Annotated in this window: 20 protein-coding genes; 13 read left to right on the top strand and 7 right to left on the bottom strand. The window is 41.4% G+C overall.

All coding sequences use genetic code 11. The annotated features are described in order from the left end of the window. Positions 1–18: 18 nt before the first annotated feature. The 11 genes from R3O62_RS03910 to R3O62_RS03860 all read left to right on the top strand — a co-directional run bounded on the left by R3O62_RS03910 (position 19) and on the right by R3O62_RS03860 (position 12,302). Positions 19–255 carry a TIGR04149 family rSAM-modified RiPP gene (locus R3O62_RS03910; RefSeq protein ID WP_008770117.1) on the top strand — a complete coding sequence of 79 codons (237 nt, stop codon included), beginning with the start codon at positions 19–21 and terminating at the stop codon, positions 253–255. Between the two features lie 110 nt (positions 256–365). Continuing rightward, positions 366–1,646 (top strand): 6-bladed beta-propeller, encoded by a 1,281-nt coding sequence (locus R3O62_RS03905; RefSeq protein WP_008770119.1) that lies wholly within the window; start codon positions 366–368, stop codon positions 1,644–1,646. 6 nt (positions 1,647–1,652) lie between these two features. Further along, positions 1,653–3,137, top strand: coding sequence for a radical SAM peptide maturase (locus tag R3O62_RS03900; RefSeq protein WP_008770120.1), 1,485 nt, complete (start codon positions 1,653–1,655; stop codon positions 3,135–3,137). Next, positions 3,137–4,384, top strand: coding sequence for a TIGR04150 pseudo-rSAM protein (locus R3O62_RS03895; RefSeq protein ID WP_008770121.1), 1,248 nt, complete (start codon positions 3,137–3,139; stop codon positions 4,382–4,384). The genes R3O62_RS03900 and R3O62_RS03895 overlap by 1 nt, the downstream gene beginning before the upstream one ends. Positions 4,385–4,497: 113 nt before the next feature. Next, positions 4,498–6,303: an aminotransferase class I/II-fold pyridoxal phosphate-dependent enzyme gene (locus tag R3O62_RS03890; protein WP_317472885.1), complete on the top strand. Its 1,806-nt coding sequence runs from the start codon at positions 4,498–4,500 to the stop codon at positions 6,301–6,303. Then, positions 6,300–6,926, top strand: coding sequence for a LicD family protein (locus tag R3O62_RS03885; protein WP_032542989.1), 627 nt, complete (start codon positions 6,300–6,302; stop codon positions 6,924–6,926). Before R3O62_RS03890 ends, R3O62_RS03885 begins: the two co-directional genes overlap by 4 nt. A gap of 31 nt (positions 6,927–6,957) precedes the next feature. Beyond that, the gene (locus R3O62_RS03880) at positions 6,958–7,560 is read left to right on the top strand and encodes a hypothetical protein (protein ID WP_005822342.1); all 603 of its coding nucleotides are present in this window, start codon (positions 6,958–6,960) and stop codon (positions 7,558–7,560) included. Beyond that, on the top strand, positions 7,551–8,312 hold the full coding sequence (locus tag R3O62_RS03875; protein ID WP_317472884.1) for a galactosyltransferase-related protein: 762 nt from the start codon (positions 7,551–7,553) through the stop codon (positions 8,310–8,312). The genes R3O62_RS03880 and R3O62_RS03875 overlap by 10 nt, the downstream gene beginning before the upstream one ends. A gap of 140 nt (positions 8,313–8,452) precedes the next feature. Next, positions 8,453–9,646: a 6-bladed beta-propeller gene (locus tag R3O62_RS03870; RefSeq protein ID WP_032530291.1), complete on the top strand. Its 1,194-nt coding sequence runs from the start codon at positions 8,453–8,455 to the stop codon at positions 9,644–9,646. Positions 9,647–9,654: 8 nt separating this feature from the next. Then, complete coding sequence (locus R3O62_RS03865; protein ID WP_005781916.1) at positions 9,655–10,785, top strand: 6-bladed beta-propeller; 1,131 nt, start codon at positions 9,655–9,657, stop codon at positions 10,783–10,785. A 26-nt stretch (positions 10,786–10,811) separates the two neighbouring features. Further along, positions 10,812–12,302 (top strand): putative Ig domain-containing protein, encoded by a 1,491-nt coding sequence (locus R3O62_RS03860; RefSeq protein ID WP_032539152.1) that lies wholly within the window; start codon positions 10,812–10,814, stop codon positions 12,300–12,302. Positions 12,303–12,379: 77 nt separating this feature from the next. Here R3O62_RS03860 and R3O62_RS03855 read toward each other — a convergent pair whose 3' ends face one another. Then, positions 12,380–13,105 carry a hypothetical protein gene (locus R3O62_RS03855; protein WP_032530294.1) on the bottom strand — a complete coding sequence of 242 codons (726 nt, stop codon included), beginning with the start codon at positions 13,103–13,105 and terminating at the stop codon, positions 12,380–12,382. 102 nt (positions 13,106–13,207) lie between these two features. On the opposite strand from R3O62_RS03855, the gene R3O62_RS03850 reads away from it, so the two are divergent. Continuing rightward, on the top strand, positions 13,208–14,014 hold the full coding sequence (locus tag R3O62_RS03850; protein ID WP_032530295.1) for an inositol monophosphatase family protein: 807 nt from the start codon (positions 13,208–13,210) through the stop codon (positions 14,012–14,014). Positions 14,015–14,046: 32 nt separating this feature from the next. After that, complete coding sequence (locus tag R3O62_RS03845) at positions 14,047–14,739, top strand: ComF family protein (protein ID WP_032542995.1); 693 nt, start codon at positions 14,047–14,049, stop codon at positions 14,737–14,739. A gap of 49 nt (positions 14,740–14,788) precedes the next feature. On the opposite strand, the gene R3O62_RS03840 is transcribed toward R3O62_RS03845, so the two are convergent. From R3O62_RS03840 to R3O62_RS03815, 6 genes are all read right to left on the bottom strand, one after another. After that, a complete protein-coding gene (locus R3O62_RS03840; protein WP_005781928.1) occupies positions 14,789–15,070 on the bottom strand; it encodes a putative quinol monooxygenase in 282 nt (93 codons plus the stop codon). 103 nt (positions 15,071–15,173) lie between these two features. After that, complete coding sequence (locus R3O62_RS03835; protein ID WP_044300284.1) at positions 15,174–17,249, bottom strand: glycoside hydrolase family 127 protein; 2,076 nt, start codon at positions 17,247–17,249, stop codon at positions 15,174–15,176. Then, on the bottom strand, positions 17,246–18,376 hold the full coding sequence (locus tag R3O62_RS03830; protein ID WP_005811653.1) for an aldose epimerase family protein: 1,131 nt from the start codon (positions 18,374–18,376) through the stop codon (positions 17,246–17,248). Before R3O62_RS03830 ends, R3O62_RS03835 begins: the two co-directional genes overlap by 4 nt. Positions 18,377–18,411: 35 nt before the next feature. After that, positions 18,412–19,731, bottom strand: a complete 1,320-nt coding sequence (locus R3O62_RS03825; protein WP_005811651.1) for a sugar porter family MFS transporter — start codon at positions 19,729–19,731, stop codon at positions 18,412–18,414. Between the two features lie 12 nt (positions 19,732–19,743). Next, a complete protein-coding gene (locus R3O62_RS03820) occupies positions 19,744–21,813 on the bottom strand; it encodes a pyruvate formate lyase family protein (protein WP_165016459.1) in 2,070 nt (689 codons plus the stop codon). After that, a complete protein-coding gene (locus R3O62_RS03815; RefSeq protein WP_032530302.1) occupies positions 21,810–22,595 on the bottom strand; it encodes a glycyl-radical enzyme activating protein in 786 nt (261 codons plus the stop codon). Before R3O62_RS03815 ends, R3O62_RS03820 begins: the two co-directional genes overlap by 4 nt. Positions 22,596–22,747 lie beyond the last annotated feature (152 nt).

The raw sequence follows: 22,747 nt of genomic DNA, 5'->3' as shown, positions 1-22,747 counted from the left end.
CTTATAAAAATTATTATTATGAAAAAAATTTCAGTATTGAAACTTGGTAATCTAGACAAAAAATGTCTGGAGGAGAAAGAAATGGATCGATTGGTTGGAGGTAATTATTGTGCGGGTACTACTGCAAATCAGGTGGCCAATACTTACGCAGGTAAATGTTCTTGTATGTGTGAAGGAAGTGGGGTATACTCTTACTATAATACAATTAACTCGGAAGCTCATCTATATAAATCTAATGGAACAATAGTAAAATGATGAAAAATCTGTGCTTATTGTAAATAAGTAGTTTATGCTTAGAAAGAATGATAGGAAGGAGTGGGGGCGATTGCGTTTTCCACTTCTTGCTTATTTAAATATTATTGTAGATGGAAAAAATATATTTGTTTTTATTTGTTTCTCTATTCTTGTCCTGTTCTTCACATAGTGTAAAGCGGGAGGAGGTTAAGGTTATTGATTCTATTATTCGTATTGGAGATGCCATAGCTAACCCTCTGTCGATGAGTCTTTCTTCCTTTGTAGATAGTATTACTTACGTTCCTTTAGAAACAACTAAAAGTTATGTAAGAAATAAGGAGCTTATTTCTTATGTGAAGCCATATTGGATTGTTTTTCCAGGAGATGTATTTGACGAAAAAGGGCGATTTATATCACATATTGGTGCATTAGGTCAAGGTCGTGGTGAGGAAACCAATGGCTGGGGATATAGTATTTTCTATGATAACCATCGGATGTTTTTCTATACAATTGGAGATAAAATCATACAGTTTGATACCAATGGGAAGTTCACTGGAAAAGAAACTCGAATATCTTATCGTGAAGGAAATGCAATGCAAGTAGCTAGGGGATTGAAAAATGTTGTTGCTTTGTTGAAAGCAAATACAAAATATGTGGTGATAAATTACCCGGATTCTATCTTTTGGATGAATTCTGATTTAGAGATAATACAAGGTATTCGAATTATTCCAGATAGTTTATTCCTTGATCCTCCGGGAGATGCTAATGGAATGTCATATACTTTTTCGGAGTATAAAGATACAACTCTTTTTTATAATTGTTTCACGGATGCTGTTTATGTTGTAGCTGATGTTGGTCTACAAAAACGATGGGACTTGGATTTAAAAGGATTAAAACCAGACAATCGTTGTTTTTTAAATGATTATAATCGATTGTATCTGCGAGAAATGTCTAAAATTGTTCGTTCCTCAAATGGGAATGAAAATGTAATAAGATCGAAAGCTGAAAATTGTGAACTAGCTCGCTTGATTGATGATAAGAAATGGATAAGTCGTGTATATGAAAGTGAACGTTATGTACTGATATCTTGGGTCAATTTAAAAGCTTTTCCAGGTTGGAGAGAAATAAAAGAGGGGCCGCACTTAGCTTTTTATGACAAGCTGTCAGGAAAGACAGTAGCTGTTGCAGGAAATGGTTTAATAGATGATATTGATGGTGGAATGATATTCTATCCCTCACTTGGGGTGTCTGGTAATACGATGGTATATTCTGTTTGGCCGTACGAACTGAAAGATTATGTTCAGAGGAAAAAAGAGGAGGGAGGAACAGTAAGTGAACGCTTAGTAACTTTTGTAAATTCATTGGATGATGAACAAAATCCAATTCTTGTGATAGCTCATTTAAAAAAATAAGTATATATGGAATCTACTATCTATTTTGAAAGTAAAAGGGGGAATGGATATTTGTATGATATGCAAAATTCATCCATGGTAAATTGCCATCCCATAGTTGAAGAATTAATGAAATTGCCATCAGATAAAAATAGGAGTAATATATACGGTTTTCTTCAGGAGAAATTTCCTTCAGTGCCGATAGAGGAGATAAAGTTTTATTATAGAAAATATAATTATTTAAAAGAAAATGGTTTTTTTAAGTGTGTTGATTTGAAGAAATATTTGGCAGGGCGAATTTCTGATGCAATTGTAGTGCAACAGTTGGCTAATGTGAATAATGTAGTATTCCAAGTTACACATCAATGTAATTTAAATTGTGTCTATTGCTGTTACGGAGACTTATATGATCATGCAGGTATGAATACACGAAATAATTCTATGAGTTTTGAGCAAGCTAAGAAAGTGATTGATTATTTAGTTGATTGTTGGAATTCAGATCTAAATTTGTCACAAGGTGGAAATATCATGTTTGGTTTTTATGGTGGGGAGCCTTTGGTTAATTTTGAATTAATTGAGCAAATTGTAAAATATGCAAAAACGTTTCAATTAAAAAATCATTTGACTTTTTTATTTAGTATGACAACTAATGCCATATTGCTAGATCGCTATATGGATTTTTTGGTGAAAAATGAGATTTCTTTATTGATAAGTTTAGATGGAAACCGTGTGCATAATCAGTTGAGAATAGATAAAAGAGGAAAGCCCTCATTTGACAGGGTCTACGCTAATGTGAAATTATTGGCAAAATGTTATCCTGACTATTTTAAACGTAAGGTGCATTTTAATTCTGTTTTGAATCATTACTCTGATATAGAGGAAGTGCATCGGTTTATTTATGGAGAGTTTAATAAAGTTCCTGGGATAGAAACGATTACCTATTCTGGAATAAAGTTGGATAAATTGAAATTATTTCAGAGGATATATCGTCCTTTTATAGAGTCTACTGAGTTATTAAGGACTCGCGAAAAAAATTCAGTTCAAATAAAGGAGGCAGGTTATTTTTTCTATTATCATATAGGTAACTCGTACAGACATTACGTAGAGTTACTTTTGAATAAGAAGAAAAAAAAATCACGTATACCTGCGGGTACGTGTTTGCCTTTTGGAAGAAAGCTTTTTGTGACTCCGAGTGGTGATTTGTTGGCCTGCGAAAGAATTGGGTTTCAACATGTATTGGGGAAGATAGAGGAGGTCGTAAAAATTGATTGTGTAAAAATTGCGGAAAAGTACAATCGCTATTATGAGGCGATAAGTAAGCAATGTGAGCATTGCTATCAAGCGGATTTTTGCCCTCACTGTCTATTTCAATTCGATTTTAAAGGCGGTCTTCCTGTCTGTGAAGTTGCTATGGATGAGAACGAATATAAAGAATATTTAAGCGATAAGATTTCTATGTTGGAGATCGCTCCAGATTTATATAATAGTGTTAATACAATGATTTTTGCGTGATGAAGAGATTTTGGTTTTTTTTAGAATCGTATGTTTTCGTATGGACAAACCATGAAGCCGTATTGCTATACGATTCTCTGTCTGGGAAAGGAGTGACATGGAAACTTACAGATCCTGTCCGTACGATTGTTATGGAATTGATGAAAAAAGAGAATTTGTATTGTATGGAACTAACAGAGGATGATTTGAATGTTCCTGAAGTAACGGAATTTGTGTCCGAAATTCGGCGAAATTTTATCGGTGACTTATATTCGCAGGAAGAGTTTAGGCAGAAACCATTAGTTATTGTGCCTGAAGTTAGTGTGAATGAGAATTTGGAAAATGATGTCGAAACAATGAATAATTTGGAACTTTTTGGACAAAAGATTGTAAATAATCTACGTGTTGTAACGATGCGTCTGACCGGTGAATGTTCCATAAATTGTCGTTATTGTCAAACTGTTGATAAACAAATTGTATGGTGCCGTAAACAAGATAATCGGCTTTCCTACAATGAGATATGTCGTTTGTTAGAACAGCTTAAACACACTCCAGTCACTTTAATTAATTTTGTAGGTGGAAATGTACTGTCATATCCTTTCTTAGATGAGTTGTTGAATGAACTTAAAAAACATTCTTTTGGAAAGTGTTTTTATCTTTATTATAAACAATCTGTTGATTATGAGCAGATTAGAGCTAAGCTATTGAATGACCCATCTGTGTCTATAAAATTTTTGATTGATTATCCTGTAAATGAATATGCAATAAGTGCCTGTGTTGCTTTACCTAATGAACGTGTAGAATACTGTTTTGCAGTGACTTCTGAAGAAGAATTTCAAGAAGTGAGCCGAATTATTGATGTTTATAAATTGAAAGCTAATATTTATCCATTTTATACAATTGATAACTTGGATTTCTTTGAAAAATATGTTTTCCAGACCCTTGAGGATGTGATGGCTTTGTGTCGAACGAAAAAAGATATTTTTGCTCACCAGTTAGTGAATACGCACTTTTTTGGTACATTATACATTGATTGTGACGGAAAGGTATACCCAAATTTTAATTCAAAGTCAATAGGAACAATTGATGGTTATGTAAAGGACTGGGTATTTCAAGAGATGAAACAAGGGAAGATGTGGCATTGGACTCGTGATTCATTGCCTGCTTGTAAAGAATGTTTATACAAATATCTTTGTCCTTCACCCTCTAATTACGAATTAGTAATTGGAAAACCTAATTTGTGTCATGTTAAACCGTGGAAATGCTAGCTTATCTTCATAATACTCGGTTGGATGTCGTGGCAGTACTTCCTGTTTGAGATAGGAAAAGAGGAATTGTATGAAGAGTCAGCCGGAGTTAGGAACTTAATAAGGGGGCAGATATGCAGGCTATTATATTGGCAGCAGGAATGGGCAGGCGTCTGGGAGAATTGACCCGGTACGACACTAAGTGTATGATTGAGGTGAACGGTATCCGGATCATAGATCGGTTACTGGCAAACCTGGCAGTCGCAAGACTATCGAGGATTGTGCTTGTGATTGGTTTTCAAGGTGACAAACTACGGGCGTATCTGGGAAATGAATATTGCGGAATTCCTATTTATTATCTGGAAAACCCTTACTATGCACATACTAATAATATTTATTCTCTGTTTCTGGCACGGCATCACTTAGCGTCTGATGATACTTTATTGTTAGAATCGGATATTGTTTTTGAGAAGAGAATACTTGAAAGAGTGCTCGAAGAACCGTATCCAGATGTAGCAGTAGTAGACCGTTATAAGAGTTGGATGGACGGGACTATGGTGACTGTGGATGAAAAGCAGTTTATTGTGGACTTTGTATCTAAACATACTTTTTCGTACGAAAAAACTCCTACTTATTTTAAGACGGTGAATATCTATCGTTTTAGTAAGGAGTTTTCTGTAGGTAAGTACGTACCTTTCCTGGAAGCCTATTGCAAATGTTTTGATAATAGTGCATATTACGAACAAATACTGGCCGTTTTGTCTTTGTTGGATAAAGCCGGGCTGAAGGCTTTGCCGCTTGAGGGTGAAAAGTGGTATGAGATAGATGACATGCAGGATTTAGATATTGCCGAAACGCTATTTGGTAAGAAAGAAGGGCTTTTGCCCGGTTACCAGAAACGTTATGGAGGGTATTGGCGCTTCCCTTTCTTGTTTGATTTTGCTTATCTGGTGAATCCACATTTCCCGACAGAAAGGATGCTGGAAGAGCTGAAGGCTAATTTTGATAAACTGCTCAGGCAATACCCTTCGGGGAGTTATGTAAACAGGCGATTGGTGGCGAAGCACTGGAGCATTCCTGCGGAGGCTGTCGCGGTGGGGAATGGCGCGGCAGAGTTGATAAGAAAGCTGATGGAGCTGCTTCCCGGTAGAATGGGGGTGATTCTTCCTACATTTGAAGAATATCTGGTGCGTGATGACCGGATAGAGACTTTCTTGCCGTTGGGGCCAGGTTATCGCTATACCGTAAGTGACCTGAAAACATTTTTTGAGGATAAGGGAGTGACTTCGTTACTGTTGCTGAATCCGGATAACCCCTCCGGAAATAGTATTCCTTACGAGGATTTGATTTCATTAGCGGGATGGACTCAGGAGCGTTCGATACGGCTGATTGTGGATGAGTCTTTTATTGACTTCTCGGAGGGAGGAGAGGAAACTTCTCTGATTGATGACAAGATACTGAAGGAGTATAATCATCTGGTGGTGATAAAGAGCCTGTCTAAGTCACATGGAATTCCCGGATTACGATTGGGAATTGCTGTTTCCGGTGACCATAAATTAATGGATGAATTACAGCAGAAACTTCCGGTCTGGAATATAAACTCTTTGGCGGAGTACTATTTACAGATTCAGGACAAATACACCATCGACTACCGGCAGGCATGTGCCCGCTTTAGAGAGGAAAGAGCGCTCTTTTTTGAAGAACTTCAGGAGGTAGGCTATTTAGCGGTATTTCCTTCACAAGCAAACTTCTTTTTATGTGAAGTGACCCATAAGTACAGCGCCCGAGAGCTTGCGGAAGTTTTGCTGAGAGAGCATGATATTCTGGTAAAAGACTGTAGCTTGAAGAGGGGAATGTATGGAAAGCAGTATATTCGTATTGCTATCAGGAGTAAAGAGGAAAACCGGTATTTGGCCGGAATATTAAAATATAAATTATGAATATAGATATAAAGGAGGCACATCGGAGGATGCTTTATTTATTGCAGTCTTTCGATACTGTCTGCAAGAAGCACGATATTGATTATTGGCTCGATTATGGTACACTGCTGGGAGCTATCCGGCATCAGGGGTTTATTCCTTGGGATACAGATACGGATGTGGGGATGTTGAGGAGTGATTATGGAGTATTTCTGGAGAAAGGTGTGCCGGAACTGCCTCAGGATATTTTCTTTCAGACTCCGGAAACAGAACCGGCCATGGCTCCATGGAGCTGGTTGGTTGAGGCACGGTTGAGAGATCGGCACAGCCGGTATGTTCCGGATAAAAAGACTCCGGCCGAGCCGATGCAGTTCGGTGGATTACAGTTGGATCTTTTCATCTATGATTGGGATGGTAAGTATGAGAATGCTTTGTCGAACAGTTTTGAACGGAATTTGAGTGAGAGCCGTATTCATTTGCGGCTGGATGAGGTGGAATATCTGGATACTGCACGATTTGAAGGAGTGGAGTTTCCGGTTCCGTCAGGATACGATACTTATCTGACCCGTTGTTATGGAGATTATAGAACGTTTCCCCCGGAGGAGGAAAGGCAAATTCCGGAAGTGGTTGCCTGGTCGGTGTAATAAAATGATTGATTACGTCAATAAAGAAAATATGGAAAGCGTAAGAGGGATAGAAAATCCGGGGATGATGGGAGAAATGGGGAAAATCATCGGATTCTATCGTCTTTATCGGCAGACGGCTGAAGAAGAGTGGGAAGAGAAAGCAGAAGTGTTGCTGGATGAGGTGATGGAGAATTGTTCTTTGGAACTTCCGGTGACTTATGGTGACGGTTTGTGCGGAGTAGGTGTCGGAATTGAGTATCTGTTGCAGGAGGGTTTTGTGGAAGGGGATGCCGACGAGATTCTGTGGCAGATCGATTGCAGGGTATTTAACACGATTAATAGTAGGGCGATCGGAACTTTAGGCATCGGGAAAGGTATTTGTGGTCTTGCTTATTATCTGTATTACCGGTTGTCCCGGAGGAAAGGTGAGGAAGACATCAAGGTGCTGCGAATGAAAGAGCATTTAATTTACCTGATTGACTGGATAGCAGACTCACTGCCCGGAGTCAGGGAAAGTTCACTTTTCGAAGAGGTGTTTTTTATTCTTTGCTTGTTGCATCGGTTGGATGTATTCAATGCAAAAGTCGAGAAACTGATGGAGTACTGTGAGAAGGGCATGATTACATCTGGAAGGGAGGCGGTATGGATCTGACAAGAGAGGTTAGCATTGTCATCCCCTTGCGGGTAGATAATCCGGAGAGGGCGGAGAATCTTCGGTTTATCCTTTCTTTGCTGCTACAGCAGACAGAGGTGTCTGTGGATATTCTTGAGGCGGATACGGAGCAACGTTTTTATTTGTCTGAGACGTGTGAGAGGTTACGCTATCGGTTTGTGAAAGATGATGATCCGGTGTTCTACCGGACACGTTATTTAAATATATTGTTGCGATCGGCTAAGTTCCCGATTGCAGGTATCTGGGATACGGATGTGATTATTCCGCCGGTTCAGTTGAGAGAAGCGGTCGGTAGGATTTGTTCGGGCTGTGTGATGTGTTTCCCGTATGACGGGCGTTTTATCTTTCTGAATGAAGCTATGAGTGACAGAATCCGCAAGGACGTATCAGTGTTGGAAAAGGTGGATGCTACTTCAATAGGGATGAGACCTTCGGTGGGAGGAGCTTTTCTTGTGAACAGGGTTGCCTATCTACGCGCAGGCGGAGAGAATGAAGCGTTTTATGGTTGGGGTCCCGAAGATGCCGAAAGAGTAAAACGCCTGGAAATATTAGAGTTGCCCATTGCGCGTGTAAAAGGACCGTTATATCATCTTCATCATCCGAGGGGCATCAATTCGGGTTTTGATATGGGGGAGCGGGATAAACGTAATTTAGAAGCATTGTTAGCTACTTGCAGAAGGAGTAAAGCCGAGATGTTGAGGTGGCTTGAAAAACTAATTTTTCCGGACTGACTATACTAAGTTTATATGATATTTGATTGTCGGATTTATAATGGGGAATAAAAATAGATTGATTTTAAGTGATTTTTCAAATTGAAGAAGTATCTTTGTATATACACTTCCCTAAAAATAATATTAAAGAGACAATCATTATGAAAAACACAATATTATTGTTGAACAGCTTGTGGCTGTTCGGGCTGGTGGCTTGCCAGCCGAAACCTGTAGCTTCTTTATCCGAATGTCCGGTTGTCAATATCCGCTCTGCTTTGCAAGAAGAGGCTCCGATCTCCATGAAGGAAGATGTGGAGAGTATAGAATACGTTCCTTTGGAAACGACTGATTCATGTCTGATAAGTAATCTGATGAATCTACAGGTGACGGCAGATTACATGTTTATGTATAATGGAAAGACTGAAGAGGTGCTGCAATTCAATCGGGAAGGTAAATTTATACGCAAGATCGGCTGTCAGGGAAACGGTCCGGGAGAGTATGGCATGATAAGTGATCTGGCGGTTGATGACAGGAATAAGGAACTGTCTTTATTTCAGTATGGAGGAGATGCTTTGGTTTATTCGTATGACGGAACTTTTCTACGAAATGATACAACTGTGAAACAAGCAGGCGGGATGTATGTTTTTCCGGATGGAAAAAGAGCATTGAAAGGATTGGTTATAAAACCTTTTCAGCAGGCACCATGGGCAGGAGCATTACAACAACCCAATGGTTCGTTACAAGAGTGTAAGGCCCTTTTCCCATCGGGGCTTTCCCGGGATGTTTGCTTTATGAAAGAAATCTGTTTCTCTCCTTCGGACGAAAGGGTATTAGTATTTACTGCCTGCAATGATACGGTATCTGCGATTTCTAATAATGGAATAGAACCGGCTTATGTGCTGAAGAGAGAAAATCCGGTTGAATATTATATGGACATTGCCAATATTAATAAGTTTGGAGATAAGACAGTCGAAACGGATCAGGTCATTGGGCTTTACGATCTGTTTGAATCTTCTCATTATCTTTATTTACGCTTGTATAAAGGAGATGTGTTGTTTATACAACGATTTGATAAAAAGACCGGTGAATTGAAATCACAACGCATTCCGAAAGATTATTTGGAATGCAGCAATAGTATTCCGGGTAGTAATATAATTGGCATTGATAATGATATAGATGGGGGAATACCTTTTTGGCCGGAGTATGCACAGGCTGACGGGGAACGTGCACAGGTGGTCAATGCGGATATACTTTCTTCTTTACGGGAGAAAGGATACCTGAAAGAGGCTCCTGCTGCGCTGAATGTAGGGGATGATGCCAATCCGGTAGTGATTCTTTATAAATTTAAAAAATAGGAGGTCCCATGAAATCGTTTACATTTTGTATTTTATTGGCCCATGTATTGGCATTTCCGCTTTTTGCCCAGAAAAATGCAGCCATAACACTGAATCTGGCGAAAGCCATTACGCAGAGCCCTAAAACGGTAATGCTGAGTGAACTGGCATCTGATGTGCGTTATTTCCCTTTAGAGACAACTGATAATTGTCTGTTGGGTAATGAGTGCAGTATTGTTTATGCCGGAAATTCTATTATTGCAGGTGATGCACAGACCAGAAGTTTTTATCGATTTGATAAAAATGGTAAGTTTATGAATAAGATAGGTCAGCATGGACAAGGGCCTGAAGAATATGCGGTAGGATTGTTGTTTTTTACTGATCCTGATAACCAAAAGCTGTATGTTCAGGATTTTCAGGATTTAATCTGTTATGACTTCAATGGCAAATTTATCCGTCGTATACCGGCTCCTCATTTAAATATGGGTACCGGAGCTGTAAGTAGCGGAGAATCCATCTTATATTGTGATAATAACTATTTCATAAGGAAGGATAATCCTCAACAACTGTTTCTTATTGACGGGAATGGTAAGAAGCTGAAAAGCTGGAAAGGGTATATTGAACCAGGCAAGAAGTATGGTATTAACTTGTCCACCCGTGACGTAATGTATCTTCATGGTGGCAGTGTTTATTTTAAACCGGCACTGGAGAATCTGGTTTACAAGATTGATGCCGATCGAAAGAAGACTTTGGCTTGGAAACTTGATTGTTCGGGTAAAGATGTGGATGTCTCGGCCAATGAGATAGATCCCGCAAAACGTTTTAAGTCTATCGCAGTACAACAGGTTTTTGAGTCAGACCGTTATTTCTTTGTGCTTTATGTTCTGAAGAATGAAAGTTTTGTGGGATTGTATGATAAACAGAAGAAGAGTTTTTCAAATGTGATTATAAAAGATGATTTGGCGGCAGGATTTGATTTTACTCCTCCCGGAACAGGGTTGGGAAATCAGTTGGCAAATGCCCGGATGGTAGGTTATCTGAGTAAAGGTAAACGCTATTCGAAAGCTTTACTGCCGGAAAGAAAAAAAGAACTGGATGAATTGATAAACCGATTGGATGAAGAGGATAATCCGGTAATGGTTGTTGTAACATTAAAATAAAATCTATATAAATTCTTTTTAAACGTATGAAAATTACAAGTTATGTTTCTTTTTTATATTGCTTATGTGTGATGCTGGCGAGTCCGACAGTACAGGCGAGCGAAGTGCGAACCGCTATTTTTGAGGGGAAACCGTGTATTAATCCCCCTCATGTGGTGGGAAACTATCCTGCTACCCCTTTTTTGTTTTATATTCCCACCTCCGGAGAACGACCGATAAAGTGGCATGCTGAAAATCTTCCCGAAGGATTGAAGCTGGATAAAAAAACAGGGATTATCAAAGGGGAAGTAGCTGAGAAAGGAACATATAAAGTGGTGCTGAAAGCAGAAAATGCCCTCGGATCTGATACACGGGAGTTATTGATTAAGATAGGTGATGAGTTACTGTTGACTCCCCCAATGGGATGGAACAGCTGGAATACATTCGGACGTCATCTGACAGAGGAATTGGTGTTGCAAACTGCGGATGCAATGGTAGAGAATGGAATGCGTGACTTGGGATATGCCTATATAAACATTGATGACTTTTGGCAATTGCCTGAAAGAGGGGCAGACGGACATATCCAGGTTGATAAAACAAAGTTTCCAAGGGGCATCAGATATGTAGCTGACTATTTGCATGAACGGGGATTCAAGCTTGGAATTTATTCGGATGCCGCGGACAAAACCTGTGGTGGGGTTTGTGGCAGTTACGGGTATGAAGAAACGGATGCACGGGATTTTGCTTCCTGGGGTGTCGATCTTTTAAAATATGACTACTGCAATGCGCCTGCCGGACGGGTAGAGGCGATGGAAAGATATGAAAAAATGGGGAAGGCACTCCGGGTGACCGGACGTTCTATGGTATTCTCTGTTTGTGAATGGGGACAGCGTGAACCCTGGAAATGGGCAAAGAAAGTGGGCGGACATCTTTGGCGTGTATCCGGTGATATCGGTGATTTATGGAATCGGTCTACAGATCAGAAAGGCGGCCTTCGTGGAGTTCTGAATATTTTAGAGATAAATGCTCCGCTTAATGAATATGCGGGGCCTGCCGGATGGAATGATCCGGATATGCTTGTTGTGGGGATTGACGGAAAGAGTAAGAGCATCGGTTATGAATCGGAAGGTTGTACGAACGAGCAGTATCAGTCACATTTTGCTTTGTGGTGCATGATGGCTTCTCCGCTACTCTGTGGCAATGATGTACGGCAGATGAATGACAGTACGCTGCAGATTCTTCTGAATAAAGATTTGATTGCTATCAACCAGGATCCGTTGGGTATTCAGGCGGAACGTGCCATTCGTGCCGATCATTATGATATCTGGGTAAAGCCGTTGAGTGACGGAAGTAAAGCGATAGCCTGCCTGAACCGGATATCCGGTCCGGTGGATGTGGAGCTGAATGAAAAGACGGTGGAAGGATTGTCGTTGGACAAGGTTTATAATGTCATGGAAGGTGGAATTGTTCCTGATACTTCTACCGGATGGATAGTAAAGCTTGCTCCCGGTGAATGTAAGGTATTTATATGCAGATAGGTAATAAAATGGGCTATCCGGTAAAATTGGCGGTACCGGACAGCCCTCTCTTCATAGCCAGGTCTATATTGGATCGATTATTTTAACCGTATGGCAGGACCTACCCTGTAAGTATTTTCCCATTGTCGGGTGGCAGCATTGTAGCTTCTGTCGGTGCCGAGATTAAGGTCGATGCCATACTCTTTCTTTTCCAGAAGGTTTATACGGAACAAAGCGCCGTAATGAGATTGTGGAGATAATGGGAAACCTTGTACGCCGGAGTTGGGAGTGCAGTTTAGCCTGTATTGTCCGTAAACATAAGCGGTCAACCAATTATTGAGGCGATAGGTAAGGTCCGCATTCAGTGTGAAGTCATTGAACATCCGCCCGTTGGAACGGTATTGATAAGCATTACCGCCTATCCGAATAGTCAGTTGTTTGTTGAGGTGATATACCAATCTGCCACCTGCCATATTTTGAGTTCCTACTCCCCGGAGTGAATAACTGGAGCCGTATAATTCATATCCGAAATAATGGGAATTGAGCAGCCGGTGTTGCTCTTGATTGAAATAACTGGTGAAGACAGGATCCAGATAGGAGAATCTTTTTCTTAGTTCATATTGTTCGGCTAATGGCAGGCTGTTGCTGAAAACCGGATTCGTTTCTGACAGAGTACTCTTTATGTCGGGAAGTCCGGAGATTTTGGGGAACTTCATTTCTTTTTGTGGCATAAAGGGGAGTATAGGCGTTTCATTGAACGTTTGTGCGTAAGCAAGTCCGTTACTACAAATAATCAATAGTATTGTCAATCTGAATTTCTGCATAGTTAAGTTTTTTATGTTTTTTAGACGCAGAGATATGCTGAATGCTGCAATGTTTTTTCAAAAGAATCATTTATCTTTGCCGAAATACGTTAAAAGTCGAATATGGAACTGGAACTTCAACAACTTACTACTGAGGTGCGCCGGATAGCAACCGAAGCGGGGAATTTTCTGAGAAAAGAACGGCAGAGCTTTAGCCGGGAGAGCGTAGTAGAGAAGCATGCGCATGATTATGTATCATATGTCGATAAGGAATCTGAGAGGCTGTTAGTGGGGCAACTGTCTGCTCTGTTGCCCGAGGCCGGGTTTATTGCCGAGGAAGGTTCTGGTGTTTATAAAGATGAGGCATATTGCTGGGTAATTGATCCGCTGGACGGAACAACTAATTATATTCATGACAATGCTCCATATTGTGTCAGTATTGCCCTCCGGAGTCGTACGGAGCTACTTTTAGGTGTAGTATACGAAGTTTGCAGGGATGAGTGTTTTTATGCCTGGAAGGGTGGAAAGGCTTGGATGAACGGAGAAGAGCTGCATGTCTCGAAAGTGGGGAACATTGAAGAGGCGTTTGTAATAACCGAACTTCCCTATAATCATCAACAGTATAAACGGACGGCAGAATATCTGCTGAAGCAATTGTATGGGGTGGTAGGGGGCATTCGGATGAATGGTTCGGCCGCATCGGCTCTTTGTTATGTGGCTGCCGGACGTTTTGATGCCTGGGCAGAAGCATTTATCGGGAAATGGGATTATTCGGCTGCGGCGTTGATTGTATTGGAAGCGGGTGGAAAAGTAACTGACTTTTATGGAAGTGAACATTTCATAGAAGGGCATCATATAATTGCTACTAACGGTCCTTTGCATGCTGTCTTTCAGCAGTTGCTGGAAGAAGTTCCTCCGTTGGATATGTAGTTTCGGACATTGATCAAATAGAAAAACACATCATGAATACCTGGTTCCATTCTTTCTGGTCTCTTTTGTTTCCGCGTTGTTGCGTAGTCTGTGGTTCGCCATTGTCAAGAGGGGAGGAGTGTTTGTGCACCTGTTGCAATATAAATTTACCCCGTACCGGATTTCATTTGCGGAAAGATAATCCGGTAGAGTGTCTTTTCTGGGGACGTATTCCTGGCCTAAAAAGAGCTTCTTCTTTTCTTTTTTATCGTAAGGGTAGTGATTTCAGACGCATCCTGCATATGCTGAAATATGGCGGATATAAAGAATTGGGAGAGGTGATGGGACGCTATATGTCAGCAGAACTATCTTCGGGAGAATTTTTTGATGGCGTGGATATGATAATTCCTGTACCTTTGCACAGAAAGAAACAGAAACTTAGAGGATACAATCAAAGTGAATGGATTGCCCGTGGGATAGCTTCTGTAACGGGTATTCCATTATGTGCAGAGTGTATGATACGTGAAAAAAATACGGAAACTCAGACCCGTAAGTCTACTTTTGAACGTTGGGAGAATGTGGAAGGAATCTTCAGGCTATGTGATACTGTTCATTTTGAGGGGAAGCATGTTTTGCTTGTTGATGACGTGTTAACTACCGGAGCCACGACTGTGGCTTGTGCATCTGCGTTCGCAGGGGTGAGCGGAATACGTATCAGTGTGTTGACGTTGGCGGTAGCTGAGTAAATGGAGTGATGAGTTAATAGAGGGTACATTAAAGCACCCTCATATTCATTTAGAAAGTTTCAATTATCAGGTCGGATGCCAACATTCCTTTGATCGCTTCTCCAAAAGTCTGGAAATGGGGTGATGCTGCATGTACATCCATAGCATGCTGGTCTTTGTACTCTTCGTAAAAGATGAAAGCTACAGGTTGAGAGGGGTTTTGATACAGGTTATAGCTAATGTTGCCTTCTTCTGCCCTTGTACCTTTAATCAAAGCATCGGCTGCCTGTAAAAATGCTTGTTCTTTGCCGGGGAGCACTTCTACGCGTGCCACGATTGTTTTCTTTTCCATATGATATTTTATAATTAAGATGATTCTTGTTCCGCAAATTTACGTATAAATGGCGATACATTATTTTTCATTTGAGATAAATTTGTAGTAATCATCTGTTTCTTTACTCCTGGGGAATCCATACTTTGTAACTATGACTCTCTTTTCTGTTGGCTACAGCATAATATGGGATGGCTTTTGCCGGAATTTTACTCTGGCATTTGATGATATTGACTCCATGAAGCAGATCGTTGTCGTGAGAAAGCTCCAGTGGCGTTTGTGGCTGAAGTGTCAGTGTAGGCAATTCCGGATTATCCGCATCCTCAAAGCAGTAAATAACGGGGCCTGATGCCAGCGCAACTTGTCCACGTAAGTCTTTGACTGCTTCGTTCGCAGTGATCAGGCGAGGTTGCATCGGTAATTCAAGTTCGATGTGATCGCCTTTTTTCCATTCCCGGCTGATTTCCGCATATCCATCGACAATTCTCAGGAGAATATCCTTTTGGTTGACTTTCAATTTAACGGGGGCTTTCAGGTTCGACTGGTAAAGCCCATATGGGTTTTCTGTACCTTGTGCCCATCCGGGAATACGCACTTTTATAGAAAAGGTACCGGCTTTATCGGGATTGACTTGAATGGAAACGGCACCGTGCCACGGATAAGAGGTTAACTGTTTCAGGCGGACACTGTTATTTTTATCGATCGGTATGCGTACTTCACTTCCTATGAATAAGTTGACATAGATATTATCTCCCTGATATGCATAGATGTAACTGGGCATGGCGGACATGATTTTCAGAAACATCGGTGGGCAACAGGGGCATACATGCCATTCCCATCTGTCAGGTTTGTCAGTATTCAGGGGATTCTGATAAGTGTATTTATCACCAGACAAAGAAACGCCTGTCAGTACATTGTTATAGAGTACTCTTTCCACTTCGTCCATGTAGCGGGCATTACAGGTCAATTGATTCATGCGTTGATTAAAGAAACCTGCTCCTACGGCTGCACAGGTTTCCAAATAGGCGTCGGTAGGCAGGAAGTAGTCCGGACCGAACTTTTCATCTTCGTGGATGGCACCGACTCCACCTGTGATGAACATCCGTTTGCCTGCCATGTTTTCCCAAAGACGTTTAGCCGTTTCAATGTATTGAGGAGATTGGTTTTCAAGTGCGGCTGCGGCTAAACCGGTTGCCATCAAGGTAGCTCGTACAGCATGTCCTTCGATTGTTTTTTGTTCAAGTACCGGGATGGAATCTTGTGAATATTCCCCCCAACAGGGACGGGAATGGGGACCGAATTCCGTTTGGTGATAGCAAGCGTCTTTAATCCATTTTTCAGATTTTCGATATCCCCATGTTCCCCATAGCGGATAACCGCAGTGATGTCCTCTGTTCTCAATCCAGAAAGTGACCAGGTCGTAGTAATCTGACTCACGGACAGGTATGGAGAGTTTATCTTTCAATTCCGGTTCATTTTTATACAACCAGTAGAGGGTCATTACGGCTTCTTCGGGACCGGAATGCGCAGGAACGACATTTTTACGTGGTTCCGGTCCCATATAATCTGCCATATAGTTGGCAAATCGGGTTGCTATTTCAAGTAAGCGTGTTTTTCCGGTTGCCTGATAATAGTGTACTCCGGCTTCGATCAGCATTCCGGCGTTATATACGTCGTGTTGTCCGCGCAGGAGCCCCCCATTATCTCCCCATCTATGGTCATTTTCCATGAGTTGGGTGTGGGTGTTGATATAGCCGGTAGGTTCTGTTTGCTGAGCGGCATAAATACGGTCGATATATCCGTCGATTCGTTTTTCCATTTCTTTATTGGGATGTCCGGCAAGGAAGTCTGCAATGCCCCGGATACTTTCGTAAACGAGTCCGTCATACCATTCTGGCCCATCGTGTTGTTTGATATCTCTCTGTCCTTCGGCAACACGGTCGAAATTCCGGAAGGCATCTCGTGTATCGTCCCATCCGGGGAAAGGAGTATACTTTCCTTCGAATTTGTCTAATACATCATTAGCTGTTACTTTTCTCCAGGTTTCAAGTTTCGGACTCCAGAAAGCATCTTCTATCCGGACCTGGTCTAACTCCGGTAGGTGGAGTATTTGCCGGGTGTCAGTTGCAGGAGACTGGCACCCCATCTGCATCAGTACTGTGAGTACCGCTGCAACGGATAAATGTGTTGTGATTTTCATTGTACATTGATTTTATAGATGCATATATGTTTATAAGTATCGCCGGGGTGAAGGTTTGTTGACGGGAAGGCAGGTTGATTCGGACTGTCAGGATAGTGTTGCGTTTCGAGTGCCAAAGAAGCCCGGTAGTTGTATCTTTTACCATGCTTTCCGGTCATTGTGCCGTCGAAAAAGTTACCACCGTAAAATTGTAGTCCGGGTTCAGTAGTCCATACCTCAAGAAAGCGTCCTGATGTTGGTTCATAAACGGTTGCTGCCAGTTCGGGCTTATCGGAGGTCTTGCGGTTCAGTACCCAATTATGATCGTAGCCATGGCCGAAACTTAATTGCTCAAATAAGTCGTTGACACGTTTTCCAATGGCTGTAGGATGGCGAAAATCCATTGGAGTTCCTCCTACTTCCTGAAGAATACCGGTAGGGATTAGGGTATGATCGACAGGAGTAAACTTATCTGCATTGATCATGAGTATGTGATCGTTGATATCTTTGTTGCCTGCTCCGTGTAGATTGAAAAAGGAGTGGTGGGTGAGGTTGATAATCGTTTCTTTGTCTGTGCGAGCTTGGTGAATGATGATAAATTCGTTTTTATCCGTCAGTTGGTAACTCATGGATACTTGTAAATTTCCCGGGTATCCCTCTTCTCCGTCTTTAGACAGATAGGTAAGTTGTAAAGTTTGACTATCCGGCTGTTCAACATCCCATACTACCATGTCGAATCCTTTGAATCCACCATGAAGACTGTTGGGAATATCATTGATTGGCAGTTGGTAGGCTTTTCCGTTCAGAGTGAATTTTCCTTTCCTGATTCGGTTACCATATCGTCCGATAGTGGCTCCCAGAAACCTTTCACCTTTGTAGTGGAGGTATTTGTCCACATGGTCGTGTCCGAGGACAATATCCTCAAAATGACCGTTTTTATCCGGGGCCCAGAACTCAACGACTCGTCCTCCGAAATTGGTAATGGCAATCTCGATTCCGTTTTTGTTTCTCAGAAAGTAGAGATCGGTTTGTTTCCCGTCGATTACTTGCTGAAAGTCGGCTTTTTTCAATTGTGAATGTTGAGCTTGTACTGTGTTTGTGTGTATCATGGCAGTGAGTATTAATAAAATGATGAGTTTAGTTTTCATACGATTCATGTTTTTAGTTTATTATTCGCAAATGGTTAATTGGTCAGTTCTTTTTGTATTTGTTCCAGGGATTTGTTCTTTGTTTCTGGAAGTCTGAGGGCAAAGAAAAAGCTTAAGAACATCATAATGGCAAAGAAACTGAAAATGAAAGTACCTCCTGTACGGATGAAGACAGGAAACATCCAAGAAAGCAGGGCGGACCATACCCAGTGTGTCATGCTACCCAGCACTTGCCCCTTAGACCGGATACTATTGGGGAAAACTTCAGAGATTAAAACCCAAATAACCGCACCCAGTGAAATAGCAAAGAATGCGATAAATCCCATCAGACAGGCAAGCATATAGTAACCTGAGAAAGTATCCTGACAGAATCCTTTAGCTACTAATGCCAAAGAAATAGCCATACCGATAGAACCGATGTAGAGTAGCTTTTTTCGTCCTACCTGATCTATCAGAATCATTCCGATCATGGTAAATGTGAGGTTTGTCAGCCCGATTACTATAGATTGCATCATGGCAGAGTCAGTAAATACACCTGACATCTCAAAAATTCTGGGAGCGTAGTAAAGGATAGCGTTGATTCCAGATAACTGGTTAAAGGTAGCAATAAGGAAAGCATAGAGGATTGGTTTACGGTATTTGCGTTGGAAGAGCTTTTCGCCACAGTTTCCTGTCGCTACCAGAGATTCTCTGATTTCATGTACTTCTTGTTCAATATCCGCATTACTGACTTCTTTTATGATGCGACGGGCTTCGGTTTCCTTGTTTTGCTTTACCAGCCAACGAGGGCTCTCCGGTACGGTGTATAGTAGGAGTGCAAACACAATGGCGGGAATGGCTTCGACTCCCAACATCCATTGCCAGTCGTGTGCAATGCCATGTATCCAATAGTTGGAGAAGTAGGCAAGTACAATACCCAGGACAATATTGAACTGGAAGAATGCGACAAAACGTCCACGCCAGCGTGAAGGAGATATTTCGGCAATGTACATGGGACCGACTACGGATGAGGCTCCTACGGCCAGTCCACCGGCAAAGCGGAAAAATAAAAAGGAATACCAGTCGATGATGGCAGCACTGCCCACGGCAGAAACAAAATAGAGGAAAGCAATTATTTTTAGTGCTTTCAGGCGTCCGTATTTCTCTACGGGTTTACTACAGATGAAAGCTCCGATGATAGTACCGATTAAAGCGATGGCAATGGTAAAACCATGGCTGAAATCGGATAGGCCATATACTGTTTGGATGGATTTTTCGGCTCCGGATATTACTGCGGTATCGAATCCAAAAAGTAATCCTCCCAGGGATGCCACGAAGGCAATGTAAAACATGAAATTCTTTACTGTATTTTTCATAATGCAGATGTTTTATAGACCGAATTCGATCCGGTTAATAACATGATTCTGGTAACATTCGTCTAACTCTACAAAGTATCCACTCCATCCCCATACCCGGACAATCAGGTTCTTGTGTTGTTCGGGGTGTTTACGGGCATGTAGCAGTTTCTCCCGGCTGACTGTATTTAACTGTAGCTGGTGACCACCAAGGACAACATAGGTTTTCACAAGCATACCCAATTTTTCAATGGTTTCGTCGTTGCTGAATACAGACTGGTCGAATTCCAGGGTGAGGGGGCCGCCATTGACAACACGATCCAGGTGCTGCTTGGTAAATGATTTAATAACAGATATCGGTCCTTTTTGCTTGAGAAACAGGCTGGGGGAATAATTTGCCGGGATCATTTCACCATCGTTACGTCCATCGGGAGTAGCACGCAATTGATTGGAATGAAAAATGTAGTACATGGCTGTTCCGGTACCTGCCCGATAAACTCCTCCGCGTTCATTTCGTTTATCGGCTAACGACTGATCGAAAGAGTCGAGTAGAGCTCCGGCTATCAGGTCGGCATAATCATTATCCTGTCCCATTTTGGGAGCTTCTTCTCTTAGCTTTTTCTGTAACTCTTCATAGCCTTGGAAGTTGTTTCTTATAGCAGTAAGCAGAGTGATATAATCTATGTTCTGTTCTTCAAAATAGTATTTTTTCAGAGCAGCAAGGGCGTCGGTGGCAGTTGCAATGCCGGTCCCGTGAATGCCATAGTTATTATAGTAAGATCCTTCTGAAATATCTTTGGCTCTTTCGATGGTGCCATCCATAAGCAAAGACATCATAGGAGAAGGGATAATGTAGAGATTCCGGTGTTTTTCGCAGATTGTATCGACTTCTTTTTGTATTTCCTGTTCAACCAGTGTATAAAAAGATGGATAATCCGGGCAAGTGTTGAGCTTTTCAATGCATCGGTCTACACATCCTATTAAAGAAACAGCGTCTATATTGGGAATATCCATGGCTTTACCGGGGATGATGAACTCCCAGCAGGCAGCCACGACATAGTTGTATGCGTCCTCTTTCGAATATCCTTTGCGGATAAGTCCCGGAATGATGACGTCGTCATTGCTGTATTGTGGAAAGCCCAGCCCTATTTTTGTCAGGCGGGAACCTAAAGTGAATATCTCGTTGGGAGTACCTTGGTCTACACGAATGTTGATTTTGGGATCAATCAGCTTCAATTCGTAACTTGCTTGCAAACACATGCGTGACAGGTCGTTGAACAAGTATTCACCGTTTGCGTTGCGTCCTCCCAATACTAAGCTCTGACCGTTGTCGCCTTGCTGCATACCCGGATACAGGTCACTGTCTTTGTTGCATACCAGGAAAAATTCTTCAAGTAAGTCAAATGCTTCCTCTTTGGTAAGTGTTCCATTTTCCAGGTCTTTTTGATAGAAAGGATACATATATTGGTCGAAACGACCGAGTGTGTTGTGATAGTTACCTGCTTCCCAAATGGAGAAATGGAGAATCCTCAAAAGTTGTAGGGCCTGTCTGAAGTTTTGGGCCCCTTCTGTTTTGACGGTGTGCAAAGTATATGCTGTTTCTGTCTCGTTAATGGATAATGCATATTGCTCGTATTTCTCAATTAAATTTTGTATGGATATGATGCTTTGATACATTGCTTGCAGGAATGTTTTTTCTCTTTCATTTAATGAGGGTGTTTCCTGACGTTTCCGAATCTCTTGTTTCCGTGCTTCCAACCCATGTCGGATTGTGTAAGCATAATTAGGAGAGATGTTACATACCGTACCTTTTTCATGGATATAATGTTTGCTTTTGATTTCATTCCATTCTTCCGGGGTATAGGGATCCGGTATTTGGGTGAGGGTGCGGGTAAAAACGATTCTTTCACCCGGAAGTATAACCGGAGTTTCGGCATCCATTGAGGCAGCAAAGCAAGCTGTGGCGCGTTCTACAGGAGATAAACCTTGTAGAGCATAGGACGTACTCAATTTATCAAGTCCTACGCTCTGTAGTGTTCTTCTTTGTGAGTGGTGTTGTTTATCTAAAATATACGTTTTTAGATAGTTAATTCTTTCGTTCATACAATTAGATTTTTGATATTATTTTCTTCGAATACATTATAGATTTGTGGTGTTTTTCCGGTATCGAACGGAGGGTGATACTTTTCTCCGATCATTGCGTATTTGGCACCTGCTGTCCGGTGATATCTGAGGATCTCGACGCGTATCAGGTTTTGGGCATTTTTGATTCTTTCGAAAATGGCTGTCATATTTTCCCGGGTATCGTTGACACCTGGAATCAGTGGTATCCGAAGGATGAAATCCTGCCCTGAATCGCAAAGTACGGTAAGGTTTTTTAGTATGATCGTATTATCTACACCTGTATATTTTCGATGCATCTCCGGATCTGTGTGTTTGATGTCGAACAGGATCAGATTTGCCAAGGAAATAACTTTGCTGAAAGTATGAGTGTTTGCATATCCGCTTGTTTCGATAGCAGTATGTATATCCGGAAGTTGTTCGAGCAATTCGGTGATGAAATCCGGTTGAAACAAAGGCTCTCCTCCTGTTAGTGTTATTCCTCCCCGGTTAAGCCTATAGATATCCCGGTTCTTTTCAATTATGGCAATCAGTTCTTCTACAGTTATCTGATATCCACAAATGCTTTTGACTCCTTTCTTAATCATGTATTGTGGTTGTGGTGAGATGCCCTCGGGGTTATGGCACCATGCACAGTGTAAAGGACATCCTTTTAAGAATATCGTTGTTCGGATTCCCGGTCCGTCGTGGATGGCAAACTCCTCTATGCTGAATATTGTTCCTGTTTTCATTGTGTTTGGATTAACAATGGCAAATATATACATAATATTTTAAACAGGTACGAACTGGTATGTATGTTGTTGAGCATGTATTCGTGTTAAAATACAGAATATTAATAGCTCTTATTATTCATATGGGTAATGTTTATGGGAGTAGAGGCTATTATCCGGCATTTACAAAAAACGAATGTATCTGA

Source organism: Bacteroides hominis, assembly GCF_033042785.2.
GTDB classification, from domain to species: Bacteria; Bacteroidota; Bacteroidia; order Bacteroidales; family Bacteroidaceae; genus Bacteroides; species Bacteroides hominis.
Note: the sequence above shows the minus strand (reverse complement) of the source record. Positions and strands in the feature narration are given on the sequence as shown.